Genomic DNA, 23,820 nt, shown 5'->3' with positions numbered 1-23,820 from the left:
ATCCGCGAGCGCTGAAAGCTGAGCAACGTGCCGCTCACGAAACGCCGGAGCGCGCGAAGTGGCGGCAGGCTGTCACCGATGGAGGATGCCTGGGGCAAGAACAGTGCTGCGCGACAGCCGCACTGGAGCGAGCGTACTTTCCGGGATCATGTTTCTTCATTGTTTCCGGTCTGTCTCAAGCCGTACGTTACCTTGTTGGAAGCGTGTCAAACCGGAGGCGTGTGTCCGGTAGGCAACCGCCGGGCACGGCATTGCTGCTCGCGAAGCCACTGCATCCGCGGATGCTGATTCAAGACGGTGCAAAGGCTGCGACAGTCCGCGATGTTGCTGCCGAGATGGTTGGACGTGCCGTCGTCGACTCAGCGGCGGACGGGCGTATAAGCGATTGCATGAAACCGCAGGTCGGCACTATTGCTCGCCGCTTGCCTCGTCCCATTGAACAAGAAGCTCGGCCGGAATCGCCTTCACGGTCTCGGCGTAGCGTTTGCCGACGAATTGCTCTGCGCGTTTTAGCAGCACCGGAATCGGGCTGCTCGGTTCGTGATGCTCGAACCACGTCCGCGCGGTTCGAATCATGACTAGCGCCGCGTCGCGGTTAGCCGGTGCAGCTCCGTGTTGCGCTGATGTACTTTCGGAAACGCTGACAAGTGTAGTATCTGCCGGTTCGAGCGGTGTTGCCGGGTTGTGTGCCGACGTTGTAGCCGGTTCTGCGACGGGCTCGATTGGTACATTGAACGATTCTGACGAAGTCTCGAGAGTGGGCGCGTTTAACCTGCCGAGTAGTCGCGTCAGCGTCGAAAGTTCGGGCCGGTGAGTTTCAAGATGATTGCTGCACCACGCGTCGATACCGGTGAGATGTGCGATTGCATCGTCAAAGCTCGCCATTACTGCGGGTTGCTCGGTACGCAGACCCTGCAACTGCTGTGTGACGGACTCGGGCGCGAGCGCGTCGACTGGCCGCGGATGAGAAAACGCACGCTCGACATCGCGCACCTGCAACCGCGCCAGCATCGATTTGGTGAGGACGATTTCGCGAACGTCCGCCAGCAATCCCTCCGGGTCTGCGAGCGCTTGAAGTGCATTCATCCGCATCTCGAGGGACGCATCGGGTTCGCCATCGACGTCGGGCTGCGGATGAATCTGTTCCGCGAACGCCTCCAGCCAGGCGGCGAGTAGCCCGATGCCCTCGGCGAGACCCTCTGCGCCGACGAGCCGCGTGCGACACCGCGTGTAAAGCACGGCGAGGCGTATGTCCTTCGTGCGCCCCATGAGTCGCCTGCAATCTCGCTCGATATCACTCCAGTTAACCGGATCGGGTGAACCGACGAACGAGCCATACTGAACGTCATGCTTCGGTGCCGTACTGGCAAAGAGCACGACGAAGTCGTGGTCGTATTCGAGATCCGGGCCGCAAGGTGCGGCTACACTCACGGGCGCAAGCCAGTCATGATGCGATGCGCGCTTCGCGGTGCCTTTCCCGGCTCCGAGGTGCTGGCCTGATGGTTTCTTGCTCATGGTCGATTCCCGGATTGGATGGTGTGCTGATCCGAGCCGTCTGCATACCGCTCGGGCTCGAATCGCATTCCGATGATTGGTTTGTGCGGGCTCGGTCGACCCAACCACCCTGACCAGCCCATGCGCTGCGGACCGCCCATCACTGCCGGAGGCGCGCTGTCGGGCTTGATGCGCAATTCAAGCTCCCATTCAAGTTCGTAACCGACGAACGCGCGCACCCATTCGACGAGGCGGGGAAGATCGTCGCCTTGCGGCGTGAAGCGAAGATAGGCGTCGAAATCGACCGGCCCGATCACGATGCGGAAGCGGTGTTGACGATCCGGTGCGACGCGGCCGAGAATCGCGCCTCGTCCCATCGTGGCGGCCGCCCCCGGGCGACCCATGCGGCCGCAATCGGTGGGATCGATCTCGATCCAGTGAAACACGTTCTCCACGATGGTGACCGGGACGCCAAAGTAGTGTTCGAGCGTGGTGCGCAGTCCGTCCGGATTGCGCGATTCGCGCACGAGGTGCGCCGAGGCCGCGAGGCGCGCATGAGCGGGCAGGGGACGTCGGCCGATTTCGACAGTATCCTGCCCTGTCAGGCTCGCGATGTAGAACGAAAACCGTTCGTTTTCTTTGCGGTCGAGTCCGGCCGTCGCTTGACCTGCGGCCCATGTGCGATAGAACAGCGTCAGAAATCGATGATGGAAGATGTCGAAAAAGTCGACCGTCGTCGTATCGCGTCGGCTGTCTTCGCGATCCTTTGCCATCTCGGTGAAATGGATCGGCAGGGGGCCGTTGGGGCCGAGCATGCCCAGGCCGAACAGCCGCACCTTGAGGCGTCCCGCTGCTTCTTGCGCACTGGCGACCTCGCGCGGCGCAAAGGCAAGGCTTGGCTGCTGGCCGAGGCGGAACGGTTCCGCCTGCGGCCGACGCGCCGTGCCGATTGGTTCGAGTGCCGCGTTTGCGCCAATGCGCCGCAATAGCGACAGGAACCCGAAGCGCCACGGTTCTGCATGCAGGCGTTCGAGCAACTGGGGTGAAAGCGTGCTGTCGCGTACCAGCGCGGGCAGGGTGGCACGTTCCATCACAGGACTCCACGCGTACCCGTGCGCACAGGCCAGCGCGCGATGCGACCGCGCTGCATCGAGTGCAGCTCGGTCTGCGTAAAGCTGTTGATCGACACGTGGCGCGCCAGCCAATGCTCGAGGATCACGCCAAAAAGATAAGGACTCGCACCGGAGAAGCCCGCTTCATCGACGGTCAGCGCGCATTCGATACCCCGTCCGAATGTCATCGGGCCGGTACCGGGGAGCTTGCGCGTGACAGGTCGCGATTTGACGCCGACAAGACTTTCGACCTGCCGCTGGTGCTCGGCATCGTCGTCCGTGAGAAACAGACGCAGCAAGTCGCGAACGCCTTGCCCACCTTGCCGATGATCGCGATCCTCGAGCGGCAGATAGTTGAAGTTGAGTTGTCGAATCAGTCGCCAGGCCATTTCGCGTTCGGCAAAGGGCGCCTTCGGTGGACTGGGCGGGCGAATGAGACCGATGCTCTCGACCGGCGCGGATTGTGCAGTCTCCAGGTCGTGTACGCCGTTGCGCGGCACGAGTGTGGCGAGATCCCGGTTCGTCAGCAGCGCATTGACCGACAGAAAGCGGATGTTCTCGCTGTACGGCGCCTCGTTCTGGTCGACGAGCGAGAGAAACACTTCGGTGCCGACATAGGGCGTGCGCGTACCGTAGCGGCGCGCCGAATCCGACACGAGCCGTCGTTCGCGTCGCACCGAGAAGTACCTTCCGTGATTGCCTTCGTCGTTGTTCAGCGTCTGATAGAGCGGGCGGAACTCCATTTCAGTGGACGTCGCTGCCACCTGTCCATACACCGTTTCCACCGAGAATACTTCGTAGTCGAGCGGCGCAAGCCGCGCTGGCACCAGATGGAATTCCGTGTCGCGCGGCGAAATTTCGACGCGATCGGTATGCCGCTCGAACAAATTGATGACCGGCGTGCAGAACAGCGCGAAGCGCGACGCATCGACGAGATTGGCGAGATTTCCCGGTGCCCGGTCAAGCAGTACGACGATTTCGACCTCGCGGCCGTTCACGCGCGACAGGCCTTCGGCAAGTCCGTTCAGTGCAAAGAACCAGAATCGCGCCGGACAGGCAAAGTACTCGTGAAGCAGGTTGTGCCCGTGGAACTTCGTCCAGGTGAGCGGCAGCAGGTTTTGATCGGAGCGCAATCCCTCGTGCTGCACGGCATCGCAGGTGACAGCGGCGGGCGGCCGGCCCGAAGCACCGAATTCACCGGGTGCGGCGATCACGGATGCGACGCTCGCGACGTGCAGCAGTTCGAACAGATGCGAGGCGACCTGCTCGTCACCGGCCAGATACACGGGGAGCCGGTCGAGACCCTTCAGATCGGCGATCTGCACATCCCCCGTTGTTGCCAACCGCAATCGCAGCGCGCCGCGCACCTGCGCGTCGGACGGCACGTAGCGGTCCAGTGCCGGAATGTCGGGGGGAACCCCTGTCAGCCGCGCGTCGGTGATGGTGAGCGGCCAGAGCGTCACGTCCTGTCCGCTCGTGAACTGACATGCCGTTTTTTCCCCATCGGGAACCTGCGCGGTGAACGACGTGCCGCGCGCGATGCGATAGCCTTCGGCAAGATTGCCTTCGGAATGGCCGGGATGAAGGCGCGCGACGGCAATCGATGGCGTGGGCGCAACGTAGTTCGGGTAGATGACCTCAAGCAGCCGTTCCGTGAAGCGCGGAAATTCGGCGTCGAGCTTGATCTGCATGCGTGCAGCCATGAAGCTGAACGATTCGATGAGACGCTCGACGTAGGGATCGGCCACTTCGCCGGCCTGCATGCCGAGCCTCCGCGCGATCTTCGGGTGCGCATGCGCGAATTCGGCAGCGAGCTCGCGCATGTAGATGAGTTCCTGGTTGTAGTAATCGAGCAGTCGCGGGTCCATCGGAGAGGTCTCGTTGTCGTCGTTGTGTCGCGCCGGGTTCAGTTGCCGCGCATGCCGGTGATGCGGATCTCGCTCGTTTCGAGATCCAGCGAGCTCTGCACCATGAACTCGAGAGGATACGGATCCATGTGAATCAAGCCGCGAACTTCAAATGCGAGGACGTTGTGATGTTCGCCGGTGGCGTCGTTGGAGGTGCGAGGGGAAATCACCAGTGAATCCGGGATCAGTCGCGGCTCGAAATCGTTAATGGCCCGCCGAATCATGCGCTCGACGTCATTCCACTGACGCGAAGCGATAAAGGTGCCCGCGAGCGGCGGCACGCCAAAGTTCACGGTCGAGGCGGCCGCATGCGGATGACGCGTGCGATCGATCTGATCCTCGATGCTCGTCGTGTTGAGCAGGTAGGCGAGGTCGCGCTGCACGATGTCGCGCATCTGTTTGCGCGTGACCGCATATTCGTCCGGTGCTTCGACCTGTCGATGAGGCGCATCGTCACGTAGCCGGTCGAGCAGGGTTGGCATCAGATGCGCGTTGGCTCGCCGCGGTGTGCGAGCGACCATCGTGTTGCCGGAAGGCGGTGGTTTCCTGCGTTCAGTCATCGGCAGGCTCTCCGATGGTGGCGCCGTCTGCCGCCGTCCATTCATGCGACGCACCGAACTCCGCGTCAGCCAGTTCGAACAGACTGAAATCGCGCTGCTCGGTTGCCCAGGTCTTTTGTCCGAGCGCGATGACGCCCGTTCGGCCGCACTCCAGCCAGACGGTCTCACGTCCGAGCCGTACGGGGTCGTCGCCCGTCTCGGACCCCGGATACCGGGCCGGCATGAAGCCGTGGACGACGCTGCCGTCGGTGAGCGTCAGTACGCACGGACTCCAGACGAGATCGACGAGCGTTGTCGGCGTCGACACGCGCCATGCTGCCATGTCGGAAAACGACACCCATCGGTAATGTCCGGCCGTGAAGACCTCGCAGACCGGGCCAAAACGGGAATCGCTGTCGACGATCCAGGCGGCCTTTCCGTCGGGAAAGCGAACCGCAACGGTCGGTGCGGCATCGAATGCCGCCTCGCGCTTGCCGTCGGCTTCGTCCGTCCGCCCATCGGCAGCACAACCTAGCGCGTCGAGCAGATCATCGACCCACGGCATCGGCTCGAGAACAAAGCCCGGGCGCTTGAGTCCTTGTACTACGGACATTCTCCAGCGTTCGGCCCGGATCAGATCGCGATACACCTGTGCGATTCGTGTCTGATCCGTGCTGAGCTTGGCCCAAACCTGCAACTGCTGGATCGCCCGTGTCCACTCGCCCGTGACGCACATCAGCTGGAACAGCGCCCAACGATGGGATGCGGAGGCGGGTTGGGCGCGGATGCAAGATGCGATGCGGGCAATCTGCTCGCCTGGCGGCTCCTCGCCCAGGTAACGGGTATGAGGGGCCCGGGATGCGGACAGTCGAGTCATTCATCGTCCTTGCGTAATGGAGCAGCCAGCGGGCTGTCCATGGATAGCGCGTGGTGTTCGCGTCGGGTGAGGGCGGGCGGCAGGGCAGACGCATGGCGCGCCGTGGCCGCGAGAAATTCAGGGGGCGCGAACAACCGCAGGATTTCCGGAACACGCACTTCAGCGAGAGCAGGATCGCAGCCACCCTCCAGCCGACCGAATACGTCCTCGAGCGCGCGTTCGCCGGACAGCATGGTCTCGATTGAGTCGTAACCGCTATGACTGCCATGCGCGTCCTGCTCATCTGACGTCTCGTGCATTGCCGCAGTAGACGACGGTTCGTCCGTTTGTGGCGCCCACGTCCCGGCCAGTGACGCATTGGGATCGGTGAGTGCGCGCCAGTATTGCGCATGCAGTGTGTCGACCAGCGCATCGGCGCTGTCGTCGCCGGCGAACGGGGAGCGGGCCGATGCGTGTGCATATGCCGCAGTGCGATCCATGGTCCCGATGCCGATCAGACTCAGCACCGCGTCGTCAGCAGGCGAATGACTCGACATTTCGTCTACCGGAAAGTCAGTGCCGAGGGCCTGAGACGTGCGCCGTGCGTGCTCGTCGTGCGGCACGAGTTCGGTATGCGAAGTGTCCGATTGGCGACGCCACAGTAGGCGGAAAGAACGCATCGAGGTACCCGTTGACAAGAAGGACGCATTTTAACCACGAGTCATGGTGACTCGTCCATATCGAAGAGGGTATTTGATCTGTTTGGTCGATTGATTGCATTGGTTATGAAATGTCGCGAAGTGTCAAATGTGATCGTGTGGAAAAAGTAAAATCATGGGAAATCAGAAAGTTCGCTATTTATCTCAATTTTACTGCTGCGCATTGCCTGCACTTTATCTCGAAATAACAATGACTTGTAGGTGGGTGGCGGGAAGTGTTTGACGGAGTCCGGAAGCGGCCGAAGAAATTCGGACCGATGTGTTCCAATTTGATGGGGCCGGAATTTTTCGGTGGTTGCTTGAGTGAAATTCAATGGCCTCATCCGTTGACGGAAATTTCATTTCATGTTGATAATGCGACGCTGGTTCGAATTGGTCACCTGAATTGAATCGGTGAGAGTGAGTGCATTGAGCGTTTCCTGGCCGTCCGGTTCGATCTTCTTGTAGGAGTGCGAATCGGTGAAGCGAGCCGGGCGCCACTGTTGATAAAAGTCAAAGAAAGACCATCATGTCCATTTCACGCCAGGCCCTGTTCGGCAAGCTCGGGGTTCAGCTCTACCGGGGTATCGAATCGGCAACGAGCTTCTGCAAGTTGCGCGGCAATCCGTTCGTCGAACTCGTCCACTGGCTGCATCAGCTGCTGCAGCAGCCGGACGGCGACCTGCAGCGGATCGCGCGCCATGCAGGCATCGACCGGGACGTGCTCGAGCGTGACTGCGCGCGGGCGCTGGCTGCGCTGCCGGCCGGCGCGAGTTCGATCAGCGATTTTTCCTGGCATATCGAATCGGCGATCGAGCGCGCCTGGGTGCGCGCGACGCTCGAATACGGCGACCGCCATGTGCGCGGCGCGTGGCTGGTCGCAGCGCTCGTTTCGACGCCCGACTTGCGACGTGTAGTGCTCGCCATTTCTCCCGCGTTCGGAAAGATTCCAGTCGAAGGGCTCGATGCCGTACTGCCCGGCTGGATCGATGGGTCGCCGGAAGCGGGCGATGGTCCGTACGATCACAGCGAATTGATGCCCGCCGTGCCGGGCGAGGCGTCTGGCGCGATGCCGGGTGCGCCGAAGGGCGGGTCGCTTGAACAGTACTGCACGGATTTGACCGCCCGCGCGCGCGCCGGGGAAGTCGATGCGGTCATTGGTCGCGAGCTCGAGATACGCACGATGATCGACGTGCTGCTGCGCCGGCGGCAGAACAATCCGCTGGTGACCGGCGAAGCTGGCGTCGGCAAGACTGCTGTCGTGGAAGGCCTCGCGCGTGCGATCGCATCGGGCAATGTGCCGCCGAATCTGGTTGACGTGCGGCTGCTGAGTCTCGATGTCGGTGCGCTACTGGCCGGCGCCAGCATGAAAGGGGAATTCGAGGCCCGCCTGAAGGGGCTGCTCGAAGCGGCCGCGAAGTCGCCCGCGCCCGTGATTCTCTTCATCGACGAGATCCATACGTTGATCGGAGCCGGTGGACAGGCCGGTACCGGCGATGCCGCCAACCTGTTGAAACCGGCTCTCGCGCGCGGCACGATCCGCACGATTGGCGCGACGACCTGGGCCGAGTACAAACGGCATATCGAAAAAGATCCGGCGTTGACGCGTCGCTTTCAGGTGCTGCAGGTCGCGGAGCCGTCCGAAGCGGCTGCCGTCGATATGGTCCGGGGACTGGTGCAAACGTTCTCGGCGCATCACGGAGTCGTTGTGCGCGACGAGGCGATTCGTGCTGCGGTCACGCTGTCGCACCGTTACATCCCGTCGCGCCAGTTGCCCGACAAGGCGATCAGCCTGCTCGACACCGCCTGCGCGCGGGTGGCGCTGTCGCAACATGCGACGCCGCGCGAACTGGACGACGTGCGCCAGCGTCTCGCTGCCGCGCGAGCCGAAGAGACGCTGCTGGCGCAGGAAGCCCGCATCGGACTGGATGCGGACAAAGCCATCACCGGTGTGCAAGCACGCATCGATACGCTGGCGACGGAAGAGGTCGCAGTCGAGACTCGCTGGCGCGAGCAGGCCTCGGCCGCCCAGGCGTTGTTCTCCGCGCGCGAAGCTGCCACAGATGCGGAAAACCCGACAATACCGATTGAACAGCTGCGTGAGCTCGAGCGTACGCTTGCCGGCCTGCAAGGCGATGCGCCACTCGTTTTTCCCGACGTCGACGAAGCCATCGTTGCCGAGATCGTCTCCGACTGGACCGGCATTCCTGTCGGCCGGATGGTCACGGACGAGGTCGCGGCCGTGCGCAGACTGCCCGAGACGCTGGAGGCGCGCGTGATCGGCCAGACCGACGCGCTGCGCCAGATTGGCGAGCGCGTGCAGACGGCTCGGGCCGGCCTGACCGACCCGAAGAAGCCACTCGGCGTGTTCCTGCTCGCCGGCCCGTCAGGGGTCGGCAAGACCGAAACCGCGCTCGCGCTCGCCGAAGCACTGTATGGCGGCGAACAGAACCTGATCACGATCAACATGAGCGAGTATCAGGAAGCGCACACCGTGTCGGGCCTGAAAGGAGCGCCGCCCGGTTACGTCGGTTATGGCGAGGGCGGGGTGCTGACAGAAGCGGTGCGCCGCCGTCCGTACTCGGTCGTCCTGCTCGACGAGATCGAGAAGGCGCATCGCGACGTGCACGAGATGTTCTTCCAGGTATTTGACAAGGGCTACATGGAAGACGGCGATGGCCGCTATATCGATTTCCGAAATACGACGATCTTGCTGACCAGCAACGTCGGCTCCGATCTTACCGCGAGCCTGTGCGCCGATCCGTCGCTCGCGCCCAACTCGGAGGGTTTGCGCGAAGCGCTGACGCCCGAGTTGCTGAAAACCTTTCCTGCGGCGCTCCTCGGCCGTATGACCGTGGTGCCGTACCGATCGCTGGCCGACGATGCGCTCGCCAGCATCGTCCGCTTGCATCTGAGCCGAGTCGTGAAGCGCATGGCCGACAGTCACGACATCGCACTGAGCTACGACGACGAGGTGATCGACTACATCGTCAGTCGCTGCCTCGTGCAGGAAACCGGCGCGCGCGTGCTCATCGGCTTTATCGAGCAACACGTGCTGCCCCGCCTGTCGGCACTTTGGCTTGAGGCATTCACGTCGAAGGCGCCGCTGGCGCAGATCGCGATCGGCGTCGCCGATTCCGCGGCGGCGCCAGCGCAAGCGCTGACGTTCGAGGCGACGCCCATCCACCTAATCGAGCCCCTCTGCTGAGCTCGCATTCCGTTCTTCTTTGTTCAGGAGTCTGTTCATGTCCGCATCCAGCAGTTCGCAGAAATTTATTGCGCGCAATCGTGCGCCGCGCGTGCAAATCGAATACGACGTCGAGGTCTACGGCTCGGAAAAGAAGGTCGAGCTGCCGTTCGTCATGGGCGTGCTGGCCGATCTGTCCGGCAAGCATCCGGTCGAACCGCTGCCGGCGGTGTCGGAACGGCGCTTCCTCGACATCGACATCGACAATTTCGACGAGCGAATGAAGGCGATCCGGCCGCGCGTCGCGTTTGCCGTGCCGAACACGCTGACCGGCGAAGGTCAGATGATGGTCGACATGACGTTCGAGAGCATGGAGGATTTTTCGCCGGCCGCGATCGCGCGCAAGGTCGAACCGTTGCGCCAGTTGCTCGAAGCGCGTACGCAGCTGGCGAACCTGCAAACCTACATGGACGGCAAGTCGGGCGCCGAAGGGCTGGTTACCCAGTTGCTGCAGGACCCGACGCTCCTCAAGTCGCTGGCTGCCGCCCCGAAGCCTGAACGCGACGAAGGCGAAGCGGCTGACCAGAACGACGCGAACTGACCGACGAACCTATCGAGGATGACCACCATGGCAAAACAGCAAGTACAGGCCGTCGAGGCCCGGACTACTACTCAATCCGATTTTACGCAGCTGCTCGAAAAGGAATTCCGTCCGAAGACCGAGCAGGCCCGCGAAGCGGTCGAATACGCGGTCAAGACGCTCGCGGAGCAGGCGCTCACGCAATCGATCACGATCAGCGACGATGCGTACAAGAGCATCGCGGCGATCATCGCGCAGATCGATCACAAGCTCTCCGAGCAGATCAACCTGATCCTGCACCACGACGACTATCAGGCGCTTGAATCCGCGTGGCGCGGCCTGCACCACCTTGCGTCGAACACCGAGACCGACGAGCACCTGAAGATCCGCGCCATGGACGTGTCGAAGACCGACCTGCATCGCATCATGCGCCGCTACAAGGGCCTGGCGTGGGATCAAAGCCCGCTCTTCAAGCAGATCTACGAGCAGGAATACGGTCAGCTCGGCGGCGAACCGTACGGGTGTCTCGTGGCCGATTACTACTTCGACCATACGCCGCCCGACGTCGATCTGCTGGGTTCGATTGCCAAGGTCGCCGCAGCCGCGCACACGCCGTTCATCACGGGCGCGGCTCCGTCGGTACTGCAGATGGAGTCGTGGCAGGAGCTCGCCAACCCGCGCGACCTGACGAAGATCTTTACGCAGAACCTCGAATACACCGCGTGGAATTCGCTGCGCAACACCGAGGATGCGCGTTACGTCGGGCTTGCCATGCCGCGCTTCCTTGCGCGCCTGCCGTATGGCGCGAAGACCAATCCGGTCGACGAGTTCGATTTCGAAGAGGACACGAACGGCTCGGACCATGGCCGCTACGGCTGGGCGAACGCCGCGTACGCAATGGGCGTGAACGTCAACCGCTCGTTCAAGCAGTATGGCTGGTGCTCGCTGATTCGTGGCGTCGAGTCGGGCGGCACGGTCGAGAACCTGCCGTGCCACACGTTTCCGACCGATGACGGTGGCGTCGACATGAAGTGCCCGACCGAGATTGCGATCTCGGACCGCCGAGAGGCCGAGCTGTCGAAGAACGGCTTCATCCCGCTCGTGCACCGCAAGAATACCGATCACGCGACGTTCATCGGCGCGCAATCGCTGCAGAAGCCGGCCGAATATCACGACCCGGACGCGACCGCCAACGCGAACCTGTCGGCGCGGCTGCCGTATCTGTTTGCCTGCTCGCGCTTCGCGCATTACCTGAAGTGCATCGTTCGCGACAAGATCGGAGCGTTCAAGGAGCGCGAGGACATGCAGCGCTGGCTGAACGAGTGGGTCATGCATTACGTTGATGCCGATCCCGCCAATTCGTCGCAAGAGACGAAGGCGCGGCGGCCGCTCGCGGCGGCCGAAGTCCTCGTCGAAGACGTCGAGGGCAATCCCGGCTATTACCAGGCGAAGTTCTTCCTGCGTCCGCATTTCCAGCTCGAAGGTCTGACGGTATCGCTGCGTCTCGTCACGAAGCTGCCGTCGATCAAGGAAGCTGCCTGATCGCGTGTTCGTGCGCGTTTGACCGGGATCTGTGCGGATTTGAAGCGCTGACCGGATTCCGGCTGTCATTTCTCAACCTGAAGGAGTACTGATATGGCTCAGGATATTTTCCTGAAGATCGACGGCATCAACGGCGAATCGCTGGACGACAAGCACAAGGACGAAATCGAAGTCCTGACGTGGGACTGGGAAATCCAGCAGGAATCGACGATGCACTCGGGTAGCGGCGGCGGCGCCGGCAAGGCGACTGTCAAGGATCTGACGTTCGAGCACAACATCGATCGCGCGAGCCCGAACCTGATGAAGTACGCACTCACCGGCAAGCACATCGATCAGGCCGTGCTCGTGATGCGCAAGGCTGGCGGCAATCCGCTCGAATACCTGAAGCTCACGATGAGCGATGTGATCGTCACGCGCGTGAAGCCGTCCGGCAGCAGGAACGATACCGAGAAGAGCCGTGAAACGGTGTCGCTGTCGTTCTCGAAGGTCAAGCAGGAATACGTCGTGCAGAACGCGCAGGGTGGTAGTGGCGGCGCCATTACGGCCGGCTTCGACATCAAGGGTAACAAGGAAGCGTAAGTTCCCGAGAGCGCCGCGCGTTGGACGAAGGTTCGCCTTCGCTGCGCGCGGCGCATCTCGCGGTCGTTCAAGGTGAATCCCGCATGCGTTTGATTCTGACTGCCGGCGCGCTCGCCGGTGTTGTGTTGATCTCGGCCTGTGCGAACGGCGAGCCGAAGCCGAAGGAGCCGATCCGGCTCGTCATGACTGTCAATGCCAAGACCGATGTCAACCCGGACGATCGCGGGCGAGCCGCGCCGATCGTCGTGCGCGTTTACGAGCTGAAGAACGACGGTGCTTTCGAGACGGCCGATTTCTTTACGCTGCAAAACCAGGACAAGACGATTCTGGCGGACGACGTCGTCAAGCGCGACGAGTTTCTGTTGCGACCGGGCGAACACAAGTCGATCGTCAGGCGAGCCGATCCTGAGACGACTGCAATTGGCGTGCTGGCAGCCTATCGCGACCTGTCGAAATCGGTGTGGCGCGAGGTCTATCACATACCGAGCGCGCCGGATAAAGCGTGGTATCGCTTTTTCGCACCGAAACTGAAGTTGAACATCGATCTTGAGGCAAATGCCGTCAAGGTCACTGAAACGAAGAAATGACTCTCGCCGTGCAACGGAACGGAACACACGTATGAGCTGGTATGCCAAGGTCGCCTGGCAGGAAGGACTGTTTTTCCGTCCGCAACTGTTCCAGCAACAGGATCGCTACTTCGAAAAGTATGCGCACATGCGAGCAGCACCGCTGTCGCCATTCTTCTTCGGTTTCTCGCACTATGCACTCGATCTGGAGTCGCTCGCGCTCGGGAAGGTGATCGTCAAGTCGGCCGCGGGTGTTTACTCGGATGGCACTCCGTTCGACGCGCCCGGCAATACGCCGCTGCCGCCGCCGCTGACGATCCGTCAGGAGCATCTCGACCAGGTCATTTATCTGGCGGTGCCGGTTCGTTTGCCGAATTGCGAAGAGACGACATTCGACAATTCTGCGGATTCGCTCGCGCGGTATCTGGTGTTCGATACGGAATTGCGTGACACGAATTCGATCGGTCTCGCACCCGAAGCCGTGCAGTTGTCGAACCTGCGCTTGAGGCTGCTGCCGGAAAAGGAACTGGGCGACGCGTGGATCGGGTTGGCGCTGACGCGCGTGAAAACGATTCGCGCCGACGGCAGCATCGAACTCGACGATACGCTCGTGCCGCCCGTGTCCGGCTACGGTGCGAGCGATCTGCTGACGAGCTGGGTCACGAAGATTCACGATCTAGCACGTCTACGCGCAAATGCATTGGCGCAGCGACTGGCGGGTACCGACGACACCACCGCGAGTGCAGCGACTGTCACTGACTATCTGTTGCTCCAGATTCTGAATCGGTACGAACCCCTGCTGCAACACATGCTGCGCGTGCCGAACACGTCGCCCGCGGACGTGTACAGCCTGATGATCGCCATGGCGGGCGAGCTGTCGACGCATCTGCGTACCGGCACGCGCCGGCCGCTCGATACTCATCCGCCTTATCAGCATACGACGCCGCATCTTTGCCTGAAGCCGATTGTCGACGACGCGCACCGGCTGCTCAATGCCGTGCTGGTGCGCAGTGCGCAAAGCATCGCCATCGAGGATCGCGGACACGGCATGCGCAATGCGGTGGTCGATCCGGTCGACATGCAAGGCTTCACTGCGGTGGTGCTGGCCGTGCATGCGGCGATGCCGCAGGACGTGCTACAGCAGCAGTTCCTCGCGCAAGCCAAGGTCGGACCGTCGGACAAGCTGCCGAGCCTCGTGCGCAGTCACCTGCCGGGGATTGCGCTGCAGATGCTGCCGGTGCCGCCGCGGCAGATTCCGTTCAATGCTGGTTATATCTACTACGAGCTTACCCAGGGCGGGCCGCTCTGGGAGGAAGTCGTGCGTCATGGTGGGCTCGCGTTGCACGTCGCGGGCGAGTTCCCGTCGCTCAGGCTTGAACTTTGGGGTGTGCGTTCCTGAATGCGACCGGGATGCAAATCATGATTGGAGACGATGCAAATGGCCCTGTTTGATGCACCACGAACCCTGTCGGTTTCCGGAGCGGCACTGCCGATGCACGGCGGCCGGTCGATCCTCACGCCAGTGAAGCTGAGCGGCGTCGAGACCATCGGCGAGTTGTTCGAATACACACTCGAGCTGAAGACGCCCGACGAACTCGCATTCTCGCAAAGCATCGCGGCGAATATCGATCTCAAAAAGCTGATCGGCACGGAAGTGACCGTTTTGATCCAGTTCGAGGGGAAAGGCCGATTCATCCGGGGTTTGCCAGGCGATGCGGGTATGGCCAACATCGGTGCCGGCACGCGAGAGATTACCGGTATCGTGAGCAATGCGCGGTTGCTTCGGGAAGACGGTCGCTCGATCGTCTACGTGCTCACGCTGCGACCGTGGCTCTGGTCCGCAACCATGAATTGCGACCGCCGCATTTTCCAGGACATGTCGGTAATCGAGATCACCGATGCCGTGCTCTCGGCCTACCCGTTTCCGGTAGACAAGCGCCTGACCACGCCACGTCCGAACAAGGCGTGGCCGAAGCGGGACATTCAGCGCCAGCATGCCGAAAGCGACTGGACGTTCCTGCAGCGGCTATGGGAAGAATGGGGCATCTTCTATTTCTTTGAGCACAGTGACGGCAAGCATCGGCTTGTGCTGACAGATTCGCTGGCTGCGCTCAAGCCGCTTGGCGATGCTTATGCGACGATTCGCTATCAGACGCCGACCGGTCGGCGTATCGACGAAGAGCATATTCACGATCTTTCGGTTTCGCACGCGCTTACGACGGGCGCGGTGACCAGCGTCGACTACGACTACACCTGGCCGCGTGCTGATCTGAAGGTCAAGCGTGAAGATCCGCACGACACGGGGCTCGCCCATCAGGAGCATTACACGTGGGGTGATTATGCGCAGCCGCAGGCGGGCGCGACCGGCCTGACCGGAAATCACAACGAACCGCGGACTGAGGCCGAATACCTCACGCTCGTACAGATGCAAGCATATCGATGCCAGGGACTCAGGGCATCCGGCAAGGGGAATCTGCGCGGCGTCGTGACCGGGCAGACGTTCACGCTGTCGAATTACCCGCAGGTTGAGGCCAATCGGGAATACGCGGTCATCGCGTGCAGGTTGACGATCGAGGACGTGGGCGAAGCGTCGGGCTCCGGGCAGCACTACCACTGCGAAGCCGATTTCACGCTGCAACCCGCGAACGAGCCGTTCAGGCTGCTGCGTACCATCGCGAAGCCGAGTATTACCGGTGTCGAATATGCCGTAGTGACTTGCCCCGAGAATCAGGAAATCTGGACCGATGCGCTTGGCCGCGTGAAGCTTCAGTTCCTGTGGGATCGTCTCGGCAATAACGACGAGCGTTCGAGTTGCTGGGTGCGCGTCGCGGGTGCATGGCATGGGGACCAGTTTGGCGGGATCTTCCTGCCGCGTCGTGGGCACGAAGTCGAAGTCGCGTTCGTCAATGGCGACCCGGATTTGCCGATCGTGGTTGGCAGTGCGACCAACGGGTTCAACATGCCCCCATTCGAATTGCCGAAGAACCGTGCGCTGGCTGGTTTCCGCACTCGAGAAGTCGAGGCGCGGCGGGCGAACACGCTGGCTTTCGACGATACCAACGGGAAAATCCAGGTGCACCTGTCGAGTGACGAAGGCAGTTCGCAGTTGAACCTGGGGTACATCACGCGCATTGCGGGCAACTCCGGTCGGCAGGACGAGCGTGGTCGGGGCTTTGAGCTTGCGACCGGTTTATGGGGGGTGATCCGCTCTGCGTTGGGGATGCTGATTACGACGCAATCGCGATCTGGCTCGCAGGGACATGTCAAGAGCATGTCTGACACGCTGGAGAAGCTCGACAGCGCGCAGCGTTTGCATGATGCATTGAGTCGTGTGGCGCAGGAGACGGATGCGCAAGACGCCGACGGGCATCAGTCCGATCTCGCGGAAACGATCGCAGCACAGAACGAACAGATTCGAGGTCGGACAGGCGAGAACAATCCATTTCCGGAATTGGCTGAACCGCATCTCGTGATAGCGGGTGAAGCCGGCGTCGAGATGGTCACCCCGAGGACGGCACATATCGCAGCCCGTCAGGTCGCGGTAACGAGCGAAGGGCATGTCGGCGTCGCGAGTGGACGTAGTCTCTTTGCGAGCGTGCGCGACACGATTCGCATGATCGCGCAGCAAGGGATGATCAAGTTCGTTTCGGCCGCAGGAGACATTGTGCTGCACGCGTTGACGAAATCCATCGTTGCTCGCGCACAGAAACAGATTTTGCTTGAAGCCGACGAAATCGTGCTGCGCGGCAAGCAGAAAATTCGCTTCGAAGTCAACGGCAGCTTCACGAATATGGATTCCACTGGAATCGTACACGGTACGACTGGCAAGTTTCTGGCACACGCGTCGCTGCATCAGTTGCCTGGACCGCTGGATCAATCGGTCGATCTTTCGCCGAAGAAGATTTGTATCGAGTGTTTGATGAAGGCTGCGAGAGGTGGTACCGCTCTTGTGCTTCGCTGACGTAGTAGGAGTGGAAATGTCATTAACAGCAAGAGTTGCTCGCGTGATAATCGTATTCATCATGGTGGGATTTTGTGCGTCTTGTGCGCCTATTTATTCTCCTTACTTAGGAACTTACGTTCCCATTCCAATTCCTATGCTCGTTTCCTGGAAGATTGAAGAGGCGCATCAGCGACGTGCGAGTGAAAGACGGCATCGAGTTTATGAGGCTATTAAGGCTGACGACGCCGTTGAGTTCGCGAAGGCATGGAAGGCATGCGGAGAAGCATGTGATGCTAATAGGGAATATAAAGATTATGGTGTGGGTGGAGTTGATTCGTTGCAGATGCATACCAGTATTGCCGAAGGTGCATGGAAGGTACTTGCCTATCAATTGTCCATAGCTCCGCCTGAATTTAGGCAACGATTGTTGCACACTGCTGGCGGTTTCGGGTGGGGGGGATCGAAGGAACTGGTTGTGGCATTGATATCGAGCGGAGCTCAAGCAGATGGTATCGCGCTTGCCAATGGTGTCACCTACTGTAGGCAGGAAATGGTGGATGTTCTTCTTGCTAATGGCGCCGAGCCACGTGGAAGTTACACCGTGAAGAACCCTTTTAATTCATCGGGGGAAAGTGTATCACTCTCCCTGCTGTCTATAGCCGCGGCAGCGCACTGCCAAGCTGGAATTCGCGAATCGCTCATTGCGCACCGCGCAGATCCGAATGACGTTGATCCAGTATTGATTGGCTTGCAGGCCGCGATTGGCACGGACGATGCGCGGTTGTACGGAGAATTATGGGGCAGATGCAAAGGAGTTGATTTTTGCAGTTGGCCGGGATGGCGTGTGCCGCGTACGTTAAGCCGTGGGAGGTCGGGCGAAATTGGATGGGTCGATGAAGCAATTTCCCGAGGCTCGTGGCGTATTGTTTCCTCTCAGATTGGTCGGATGTCTGACGATATGCGAGATGAAATTCTTAAATTTAGTATTGCGTGCTATCCGAATAGGCCGGATTTAAAGTCAATCTTGAATTCGTATGGTGCGAAGTCTAGAGATTTTTTGAGGGAGTGCAATCGTAGCTTGGGTGGTTAATTGTCTTGAGTGTCGTGTTTGGATTGCGATAGATGAGATTTTTATGCCTTGGTGACCTTGGATAGGGCAGGCTATAACGGGCAATGTTGGGAATAAGCGTGAATCGACTGACTGGACTCGTTGCGGTATTGGCGGTGTTGCTTACTGTGCAGCGGGTTGCATACAGATGTGCCGCCCGCGATCGAAATACCGAAGCGCGTGGAATTGAGTAGCGGTGATTCTCACTCAATGAACTACACCTCGTTGTACATCCATTCGTTTTCGATTTCTGGGCCGAAGGGTTCAGGTGTTGGGGGAGGCGGCGGGAACATGATGCCGATGGACGAGAACGGAAGGCCTGGTCAGGCAGGGCGGCAATGCTGCACGAGCTACCCGAGCGAATGGCAGCCGGACCTGAGGGTCACGGTGCGGTGGCTGGTTAATAAGAAGAACAGCGAGATGTCGGGTTGGTACAAGGCCGAGAACGTTCGGATAGAGCCGTATACGACGCGGACCGCCGGGGTCTGGGCAATTTTCCTGCCCGACGATCGGGTGAAGATCGTAGTCGGGAACCCCAATGCGCGTGATCTTGCTCGTGATGCCGGACCTCCTGCCGCCGACGATCCTTACATAGCGCAAGGCGCGCCCGACGACGAATGGAATTACAAGTATCCGAACGGCAAAGTGCGGGGGATGAAGTGATGAGCGTGAAATGGCCGGAGCATATGCCGGAAGGTGGGCGTCTGTCGTCGAAAGAAGCGGATGCTGCGTGGTCGACAGGCTATTGCAGTGTGGCTGACCCAAGGATGTCGTGTCAGAAGACCTTGCACATTTCGTTGTTCTTCGATGGCACGAACAATAACGATAACCAGGACGGAGAATTGGGAAATGCGTATTGATCGATTGGTGATCCTGATTGGTGTATTGACGGTGTTGCTTGCGGGCTGCGGCGGTTTGCACACAGATGTGCGGTCCGCAGTGGAGATACCGAAGCGTGTGGAATTGAGTAGCGGCGGCACGAAGACGCTGAATTACACACGGTGGTACATCCACACGTTTTCGATATCCGGACCAAAGGGTTCAGGCATCGGAGGCGGTGGACCGAATGTCATGCCAGTGGGTGAGGACGGACGTCCATCTGGGGGCGGGAAGGAGAGCTGCTGTACGAATTATCCGCGCGAATGGCAGCCGGATCTGAGGGTCACGGTGCGGTGGTTGGTGGATAAGAAGAACAGCAGAATGTCGGGTTGGTACAAGGCCGAGAACGTTCGAATTCCCCAGTACGACGGAAATCGAACCTTCGGTGTATGGGCAATCTTCCTGCCGGGAGATCGAGTCAAGATCATGGTGGCTGATGGCAATGCGAATGGTCATAACTCCGTGGGCGTGCGGCCAACCGATGACGATCCCGATGTTGTCCAAGGCAAACCGGACAAAGAATGGAATTACGAGTATCCGAACGGCAAAGTGCGGGGGCTGAAGTGATGAACGTGAAATGGCCGGAGCATATGCCGGAAGGTGGGCGTCTGTCGTCGAAAGAAGCGGATGCGGCGTGGTCGACGGGTTATTGCAGTGTGGCTGACCTGAGGATGTCGTGTCAGCAGACCCTTCACATCTCGCTGTTTTTCGATAGCACGACCAATAATGATAACAAGGATATGGAGTTTGAAAATGCGTATTGATCGATTTGCGATTCTGATTGGTGTATTGGTGGGGCTGCTTGCCGGATGTGCTGGTCTTCGTGCGAATGCGCCAGCAACGAAGATACCCACGCGAGTCGAACTGAACAGTGGGGATTCGAGCTCGCTCAACTATACCCCGTGGTACATCCACGCGTTTTCGATTTCAGGACCGAAAGGATCGCGGGTCGGTGGCGGCGGCGGGAACATGATGCCGATGGACGAGAACGGAAGGCCTGGTCAGGCAGGGCGGCAATGCTGCACGAGCTACCCGAGCGAATGGCAGCCGGACCTGAGGGTCACGGTGCGGTGGCTGGTTAATAAGAAGAACAGCGAGATGTCGGGTTGGTACAAGGCCGAGAACGTTCGGATAGAGCCGTATACGACGCGGACCGCCGGGGTCTGGGCAATTTTCCTGCCCGACGATCGGGTGAAGATCGTAGTCGGGAACCCCAATGCGCGTGATCTTGCTCGTGATGCCGGACCTCCTGCCGCCGACGATCCTTACATAGCGCAAGGCGCGCCCGACGACGAATGGAATTACAAGTATCCGAACGGGAAAGTGCGGGGGTTGAAGTGATGAACGTGAAATGGCCGGAGCGGATGCCGGAAGGCGGGCGCTTGCTGTCCAAAGAGGCAGGTGACGCGTGGGCGATCGGGTACTGCAGCGTGGCAGATCCACAAATGTCTTGTCAGCAGACCGTCCACGTCTCGCTGTTTTTTGACGGTACGAACAACAATGACGACGAGGACAATCCAAAGTGGCGGGACTCGAAGACCGATCATCATACGAACGTGGCGCGCTTACACAACGCGGCACGGCATAAACCGGAAGACGGCATATACAAATACTACATTCCTGGAGTCGGCACGCCATTTAAAAAGATCGGTGAGGAAACCTATTCCCAAGACGGCAAAGCACTCGCGAAAGGGTTCAATCAGCGGTGTGTCTGGGCATACACGCGGGTACTCAACGCGGTTCATGACGCGATTCGGAAAGATTCTCTATGGGAATTGATCGACGACAAAGACGCAAAAAGGCTCAGCAATGATGGAGCGTTTTGTGACGAGCAAACTTTCAAGCAATGTTTCACGCATCACGTGAATCGGTTGCAGGTCGCGCATACCAAGGCCGCGAACGAAAATACGATAAAAAAAATATGGATCAACGTGATCGGATTTTCTCGGGGAGCGGCTGCTGCCCGTGCGTTCGTGAACAAGCTGATCAACGAATGGGCGCCGAATGGCAAGTTGGCGGAAAATACCGATGATCGCCTGCAGGGAGAGAAGGCGAACAATCGCCCACTGCCGTATCAGGTCAACTTCATGGGGCTGTTCGATACGGTTGCATCCGTTGGTTTGCCGGACTCGTTTCGTACCGCGCTGAATCTGGATGTCCTCGACGGGCACGCGCATTTTGCGAGCAACGGCGGACTCGCGATTCCCGACTCCGTTCGCAACTGCGTGCACGCGTTCTCGATCCATGAGCAACGCATGAGCTTTCCGCTCGACTCGATCCGTCAGGGAAGCAGTTATGCCGGCGGAGAAGTGCGGCGCGAGATCGCCTATCCCGGTGTGCATTCGGACGTGGGCGGCGGTTACGGGCCGGGCGAGCAGGGCAAAGGCTGTGATTCGAATGGGAAAGGCATGGATGAGCGAAAGCTCAGCCAGATTGCTTTGCACGACATGTACATCGCTGCACTTCGGTACGGCGTTCCGTTGATGAAAGCAGATGCGATTTTGGAAAATGAATATTTGAAACCAGATTTCGAATTACACGCCGACACCATCACCGCCTTCAACGCCTGGCGCCAGACGACGAACCCCGTCACCCGGCTGGAAGATGCGATGCACTTCGGCATGGCGCAGATGTTGAGCTGGCGCGCATTGCGCGCACAGGTTTCGGACGCCACCTATGTCACGAACCAGAATTTTTTCAAATGGGCGAGGGAGGATGGACTGACGCCTCGCAAGGTAACTCAGGCACTTGAGAAGGCGAAACCGGACGATCCCCGCCTACGGGAACTGAATGCCCGGAGGCGCGAAGCACTCGTGGCACTGTCACAGGCGAGGGCGAGCAAACCGTACCCGGAAAACGTTCCCGCGGTCGATGCGGCACAGGCAGAAGTCGATGCCGCAGACGAAGCGATTCGAACCCGAACCGAAGAGCTATGTGCGGAAGTCGCCTACCACGACACCGCGCCGTCGCAGCGGCCCGAGTCCGGCCGCCCAGGGGAAGGGGCGGGCGACATCACGACCAACGACCAAACCGATTTGCGTCAGGGGGCGGAGGAAATGCGTCTGTTGTTGGCGCATCTTCACCCAGACCAGCGCGTGAAATTGTCCGTCGATGAGCTTGATGCGGCTGTGCAGCCGCCGGAGCATCTTGCAGCCATCAATCGTGCGAAGACGCTCTCGGTGCCACATACGCAACCGGGTTCCGATTCGCATCGCATGTCGCTCGTGGACGTCGGCGTGATCAAATTTCACGCGGCGCGTACGTCGCTCAAACAAAAATACAACGCTGCCGACGACGTGTTGCCGAAGCCGGTCGCGGAGGTCGTTTCGTTTCTGCAGCAACACACGTCTGAGCACGCATTCAAAACGCTGCCCGAAGCGGCAGCGAATCTGTACGACAACTACGTGCACGACAGTCGTTGCTGGTTTCGCGTGCCGTATTTCCACGAGTACGCGCCCGGGGGGTATGGCTGGCCGCGCGTGGTGTTCGTCGGCAAAAAGCGCTTGCCATGGCTGGGGAAAGATCCGCTTGCCGTCGCGTTTCACATGTTCGATTCGGTCGAGACTGCCGTGGCTTGACGCGGGCTTCGACGCCGCCTCGCGCGGACGGGGCATGGCTATCCAACGCAATGATTTTGGCAAGAGACATGGAATCAAATTTCAACCAAGGGCGCGCCCGCCTGTTTGCGCTGATCGATGGCGCAGCGGCCCCCGAACCGCTGCAAGCGCTGCGAGAGCAAGCCGGCGTTGAATTCAAAAACGTCTACGAAGGGCTGCCCGAAGCGGAGTCCGGTTTGGCGTCGCTCTTCCTCGCGCCCGTGCCGGACCCGGATGCCGCCTGGGTGACGGAGCTGGATCGCATCGATCGTCACTCACCTTGTCTGTCGCTTGTCTGGGGGCGCGTCGCGATCGATCAACTGGCCGCGCACCTTCGCGCTTTCCTGTTCGCGGACATCGGCGACGGCGTGCAGGCAATGGTTCGGTTCTTCGATCCACGCAATACCGGCGCGGTGTTCCGCGTATGGGGCGATCAGATTCTGGACATCTTCATGGGCCCGATCGATCGGTGGATGTATCGCGGCCGTCATTCGAATTGGCAATGTGTGGAGAACGATACATTGCAAGGCGCCAAGGTGTGCCGGTCGATCCTGATCGAGCTTGAGCAGAAGGATGTCGACGCCTTGACCGCGCACACCGAACCGGACGAATTGCTGGCCGTGCTGGTCGAGACAGGGTTGATCGACGGTGCGCACCCGTATCTGGACCGGTTGGCCGCTTTCATGCCGCGTTACGAGCGCGCATTGCATTGGGGGCTGACCGAACCGTCCGATCGATTGAGCTTCTGCCAGCAGTCCTGTCTGCACGGCATGGCATTCGACTGCCACCCCGCGATTTCGGAGGCGCTGGAAGCGCGCAGAAGATCGGGCATGAGCCTCGGTCCGGTGATTGACGCCGTGCCGTCCTACGTTTGGACCGAGATTGCCCGCAAGCGCAGTGCCCAGTCCGAATCTTCCAACGGCGCTTACTTCTGAGAGAAAAGAACGATATGGCATTGAAAATCATTGTCATAGGCGACGGTACTTCGCACGGAGGCCGCGTCATCACCGGATCCAATACCCACATGATCGGCGACAAGGGAATCGCGCGTTTGTTCGATCTGGTCGATTGTCCACAAAAGTATCCCGACGGACGCCCGCATGGCATCAACAAGATCGTGGAAGCACACCCGACTTTCACGATCGGCGGCGAGCGCGTTGCGCTGCATGGGCATCGCACCGAATGCGGCTGCACGCTGATCGGTAGCGGCACCGCAAGCATTGGAGATTGAGGG

At 60.2% G+C, this 23,820-nt stretch carries 21 protein-coding genes; 15 read left to right on the top strand and 6 right to left on the bottom strand.

Annotated elements, in window-relative coordinates:
- Nucleotides 1–408: 408 nt before the first annotated feature.
- The 6 genes from ACV22Z_RS12590 to ACV22Z_RS12565 are packed head-to-tail and all read right to left on the bottom strand — an operon-like array spanning nt 409 to nt 6,588.
- Nucleotides 409–1,515: a type VI secretion system protein TssA gene (locus ACV22Z_RS12590; RefSeq protein WP_448076629.1), complete on the bottom strand. Its 1,107-nt coding sequence runs from the start codon at nt 1,513–1,515 to the stop codon at nt 409–411.
- The gene (tssG, locus tag ACV22Z_RS12585; protein ID WP_448076628.1) at nt 1,512–2,585 is read right to left on the bottom strand and encodes a type VI secretion system baseplate subunit TssG; all 1,074 of its coding nucleotides are present in this window, start codon (nt 2,583–2,585) and stop codon (nt 1,512–1,514) included. The genes ACV22Z_RS12590 and tssG overlap by 4 nt, the downstream gene beginning before the upstream one ends.
- Nucleotides 2,585–4,474, bottom strand: coding sequence for a type VI secretion system baseplate subunit TssF (tssF, locus tag ACV22Z_RS12580; protein ID WP_448076627.1), 1,890 nt, complete (start codon nt 4,472–4,474; stop codon nt 2,585–2,587). The genes tssG and tssF overlap by 1 nt, the downstream gene beginning before the upstream one ends.
- Nucleotides 4,475–4,512: 38 nt before the next feature.
- A complete protein-coding gene (gene tssE, locus ACV22Z_RS12575) occupies nt 4,513–5,073 on the bottom strand; it encodes a type VI secretion system baseplate subunit TssE (RefSeq protein WP_448076626.1) in 561 nt (186 codons plus the stop codon).
- Nucleotides 5,066–5,929 (bottom strand): type VI secretion system accessory protein TagJ, encoded by an 864-nt coding sequence (locus tag ACV22Z_RS12570; protein ID WP_448076625.1) that lies wholly within the window; start codon nt 5,927–5,929, stop codon nt 5,066–5,068. Before ACV22Z_RS12570 ends, tssE begins: the two co-directional genes overlap by 8 nt.
- The gene (locus tag ACV22Z_RS12565) at nt 5,926–6,588 is read right to left on the bottom strand and encodes a TagK domain-containing protein (protein WP_448076624.1); all 663 of its coding nucleotides are present in this window, start codon (nt 6,586–6,588) and stop codon (nt 5,926–5,928) included. The genes ACV22Z_RS12570 and ACV22Z_RS12565 overlap by 4 nt, the downstream gene beginning before the upstream one ends.
- 547 nt (nt 6,589–7,135) lie before the next feature.
- Here ACV22Z_RS12565 and tssH point away from each other — a divergent pair.
- The 15 genes from tssH to ACV22Z_RS12490 all read left to right on the top strand — a co-directional run bounded on the left by tssH (nt 7,136) and on the right by ACV22Z_RS12490 (nt 23,817).
- A complete protein-coding gene (gene tssH, locus ACV22Z_RS12560) occupies nt 7,136–9,814 on the top strand; it encodes a type VI secretion system ATPase TssH (RefSeq protein ID WP_448076623.1) in 2,679 nt (892 codons plus the stop codon).
- Between the two features lie 37 nt (nt 9,815–9,851).
- Nucleotides 9,852–10,394, top strand: a complete 543-nt coding sequence (gene tssB, locus ACV22Z_RS12555) for a type VI secretion system contractile sheath small subunit (protein WP_448076622.1) — start codon at nt 9,852–9,854, stop codon at nt 10,392–10,394.
- Between the two features lie 27 nt (nt 10,395–10,421).
- Nucleotides 10,422–11,915 (top strand): type VI secretion system contractile sheath large subunit, encoded by a 1,494-nt coding sequence (tssC, locus tag ACV22Z_RS12550; protein ID WP_448076621.1) that lies wholly within the window; start codon nt 10,422–10,424, stop codon nt 11,913–11,915.
- Between the two features lie 93 nt (nt 11,916–12,008).
- Nucleotides 12,009–12,494 (top strand): Hcp family type VI secretion system effector, encoded by a 486-nt coding sequence (locus ACV22Z_RS12545; protein WP_448076620.1) that lies wholly within the window; start codon nt 12,009–12,011, stop codon nt 12,492–12,494.
- A gap of 83 nt (nt 12,495–12,577) precedes the next feature.
- Nucleotides 12,578–13,081 carry a type VI secretion system lipoprotein TssJ gene (gene tssJ, locus ACV22Z_RS12540; RefSeq protein ID WP_448076883.1) on the top strand — a complete coding sequence of 168 codons (504 nt, stop codon included), beginning with the start codon at nt 12,578–12,580 and terminating at the stop codon, nt 13,079–13,081.
- Between the two features lie 31 nt (nt 13,082–13,112).
- Nucleotides 13,113–14,459, top strand: a complete 1,347-nt coding sequence (gene tssK, locus ACV22Z_RS12535) for a type VI secretion system baseplate subunit TssK (protein ID WP_448076619.1) — start codon at nt 13,113–13,115, stop codon at nt 14,457–14,459.
- A gap of 39 nt (nt 14,460–14,498) precedes the next feature.
- On the top strand, nt 14,499–17,021 hold the full coding sequence (locus ACV22Z_RS12530) for a type VI secretion system Vgr family protein (protein WP_448076618.1): 2,523 nt from the start codon (nt 14,499–14,501) through the stop codon (nt 17,019–17,021).
- A gap of 16 nt (nt 17,022–17,037) precedes the next feature.
- Entirely contained in the window at nt 17,038–18,093 is a 1,056-nt protein-coding gene (locus tag ACV22Z_RS12525) for a hypothetical protein (RefSeq protein ID WP_448076617.1), read from the top strand.
- A gap of 228 nt (nt 18,094–18,321) precedes the next feature.
- The gene (locus ACV22Z_RS12520; protein WP_448076616.1) at nt 18,322–18,774 is read left to right on the top strand and encodes a DUF3304 domain-containing protein; all 453 of its coding nucleotides are present in this window, start codon (nt 18,322–18,324) and stop codon (nt 18,772–18,774) included.
- Between the two features lie 186 nt (nt 18,775–18,960).
- On the top strand, nt 18,961–19,557 hold the full coding sequence (locus ACV22Z_RS12515) for a DUF3304 domain-containing protein (protein ID WP_448076615.1): 597 nt from the start codon (nt 18,961–18,963) through the stop codon (nt 19,555–19,557).
- Nucleotides 19,557–19,754 (top strand): hypothetical protein, encoded by a 198-nt coding sequence (locus ACV22Z_RS12510; protein WP_448076614.1) that lies wholly within the window; start codon nt 19,557–19,559, stop codon nt 19,752–19,754. Before ACV22Z_RS12515 ends, ACV22Z_RS12510 begins: the two co-directional genes overlap by 1 nt.
- Complete coding sequence (locus ACV22Z_RS12505; RefSeq protein WP_448076613.1) at nt 19,744–20,331, top strand: DUF3304 domain-containing protein; 588 nt, start codon at nt 19,744–19,746, stop codon at nt 20,329–20,331. Before ACV22Z_RS12510 ends, ACV22Z_RS12505 begins: the two co-directional genes overlap by 11 nt.
- Nucleotides 20,286–22,568, top strand: coding sequence for a T6SS phospholipase effector Tle1-like catalytic domain-containing protein (locus ACV22Z_RS12500; RefSeq protein ID WP_448076612.1), 2,283 nt, complete (start codon nt 20,286–20,288; stop codon nt 22,566–22,568). The genes ACV22Z_RS12505 and ACV22Z_RS12500 overlap by 46 nt, the downstream gene beginning before the upstream one ends.
- 68 nt (nt 22,569–22,636) lie before the next feature.
- Nucleotides 22,637–23,521, top strand: a complete 885-nt coding sequence (locus ACV22Z_RS12495) for a DUF4123 domain-containing protein (RefSeq protein WP_448076611.1) — start codon at nt 22,637–22,639, stop codon at nt 23,519–23,521.
- A gap of 14 nt (nt 23,522–23,535) precedes the next feature.
- Nucleotides 23,536–23,817: a PAAR domain-containing protein gene (locus tag ACV22Z_RS12490; protein ID WP_448076610.1), complete on the top strand. Its 282-nt coding sequence runs from the start codon at nt 23,536–23,538 to the stop codon at nt 23,815–23,817.
- Nucleotides 23,818–23,820 lie beyond the last annotated feature (3 nt).

Source organism: Burkholderia sp. PU8-34 (assembly GCF_053427725.1).
This window is presented reverse-complemented; position numbering and strand designations above follow the sequence as displayed.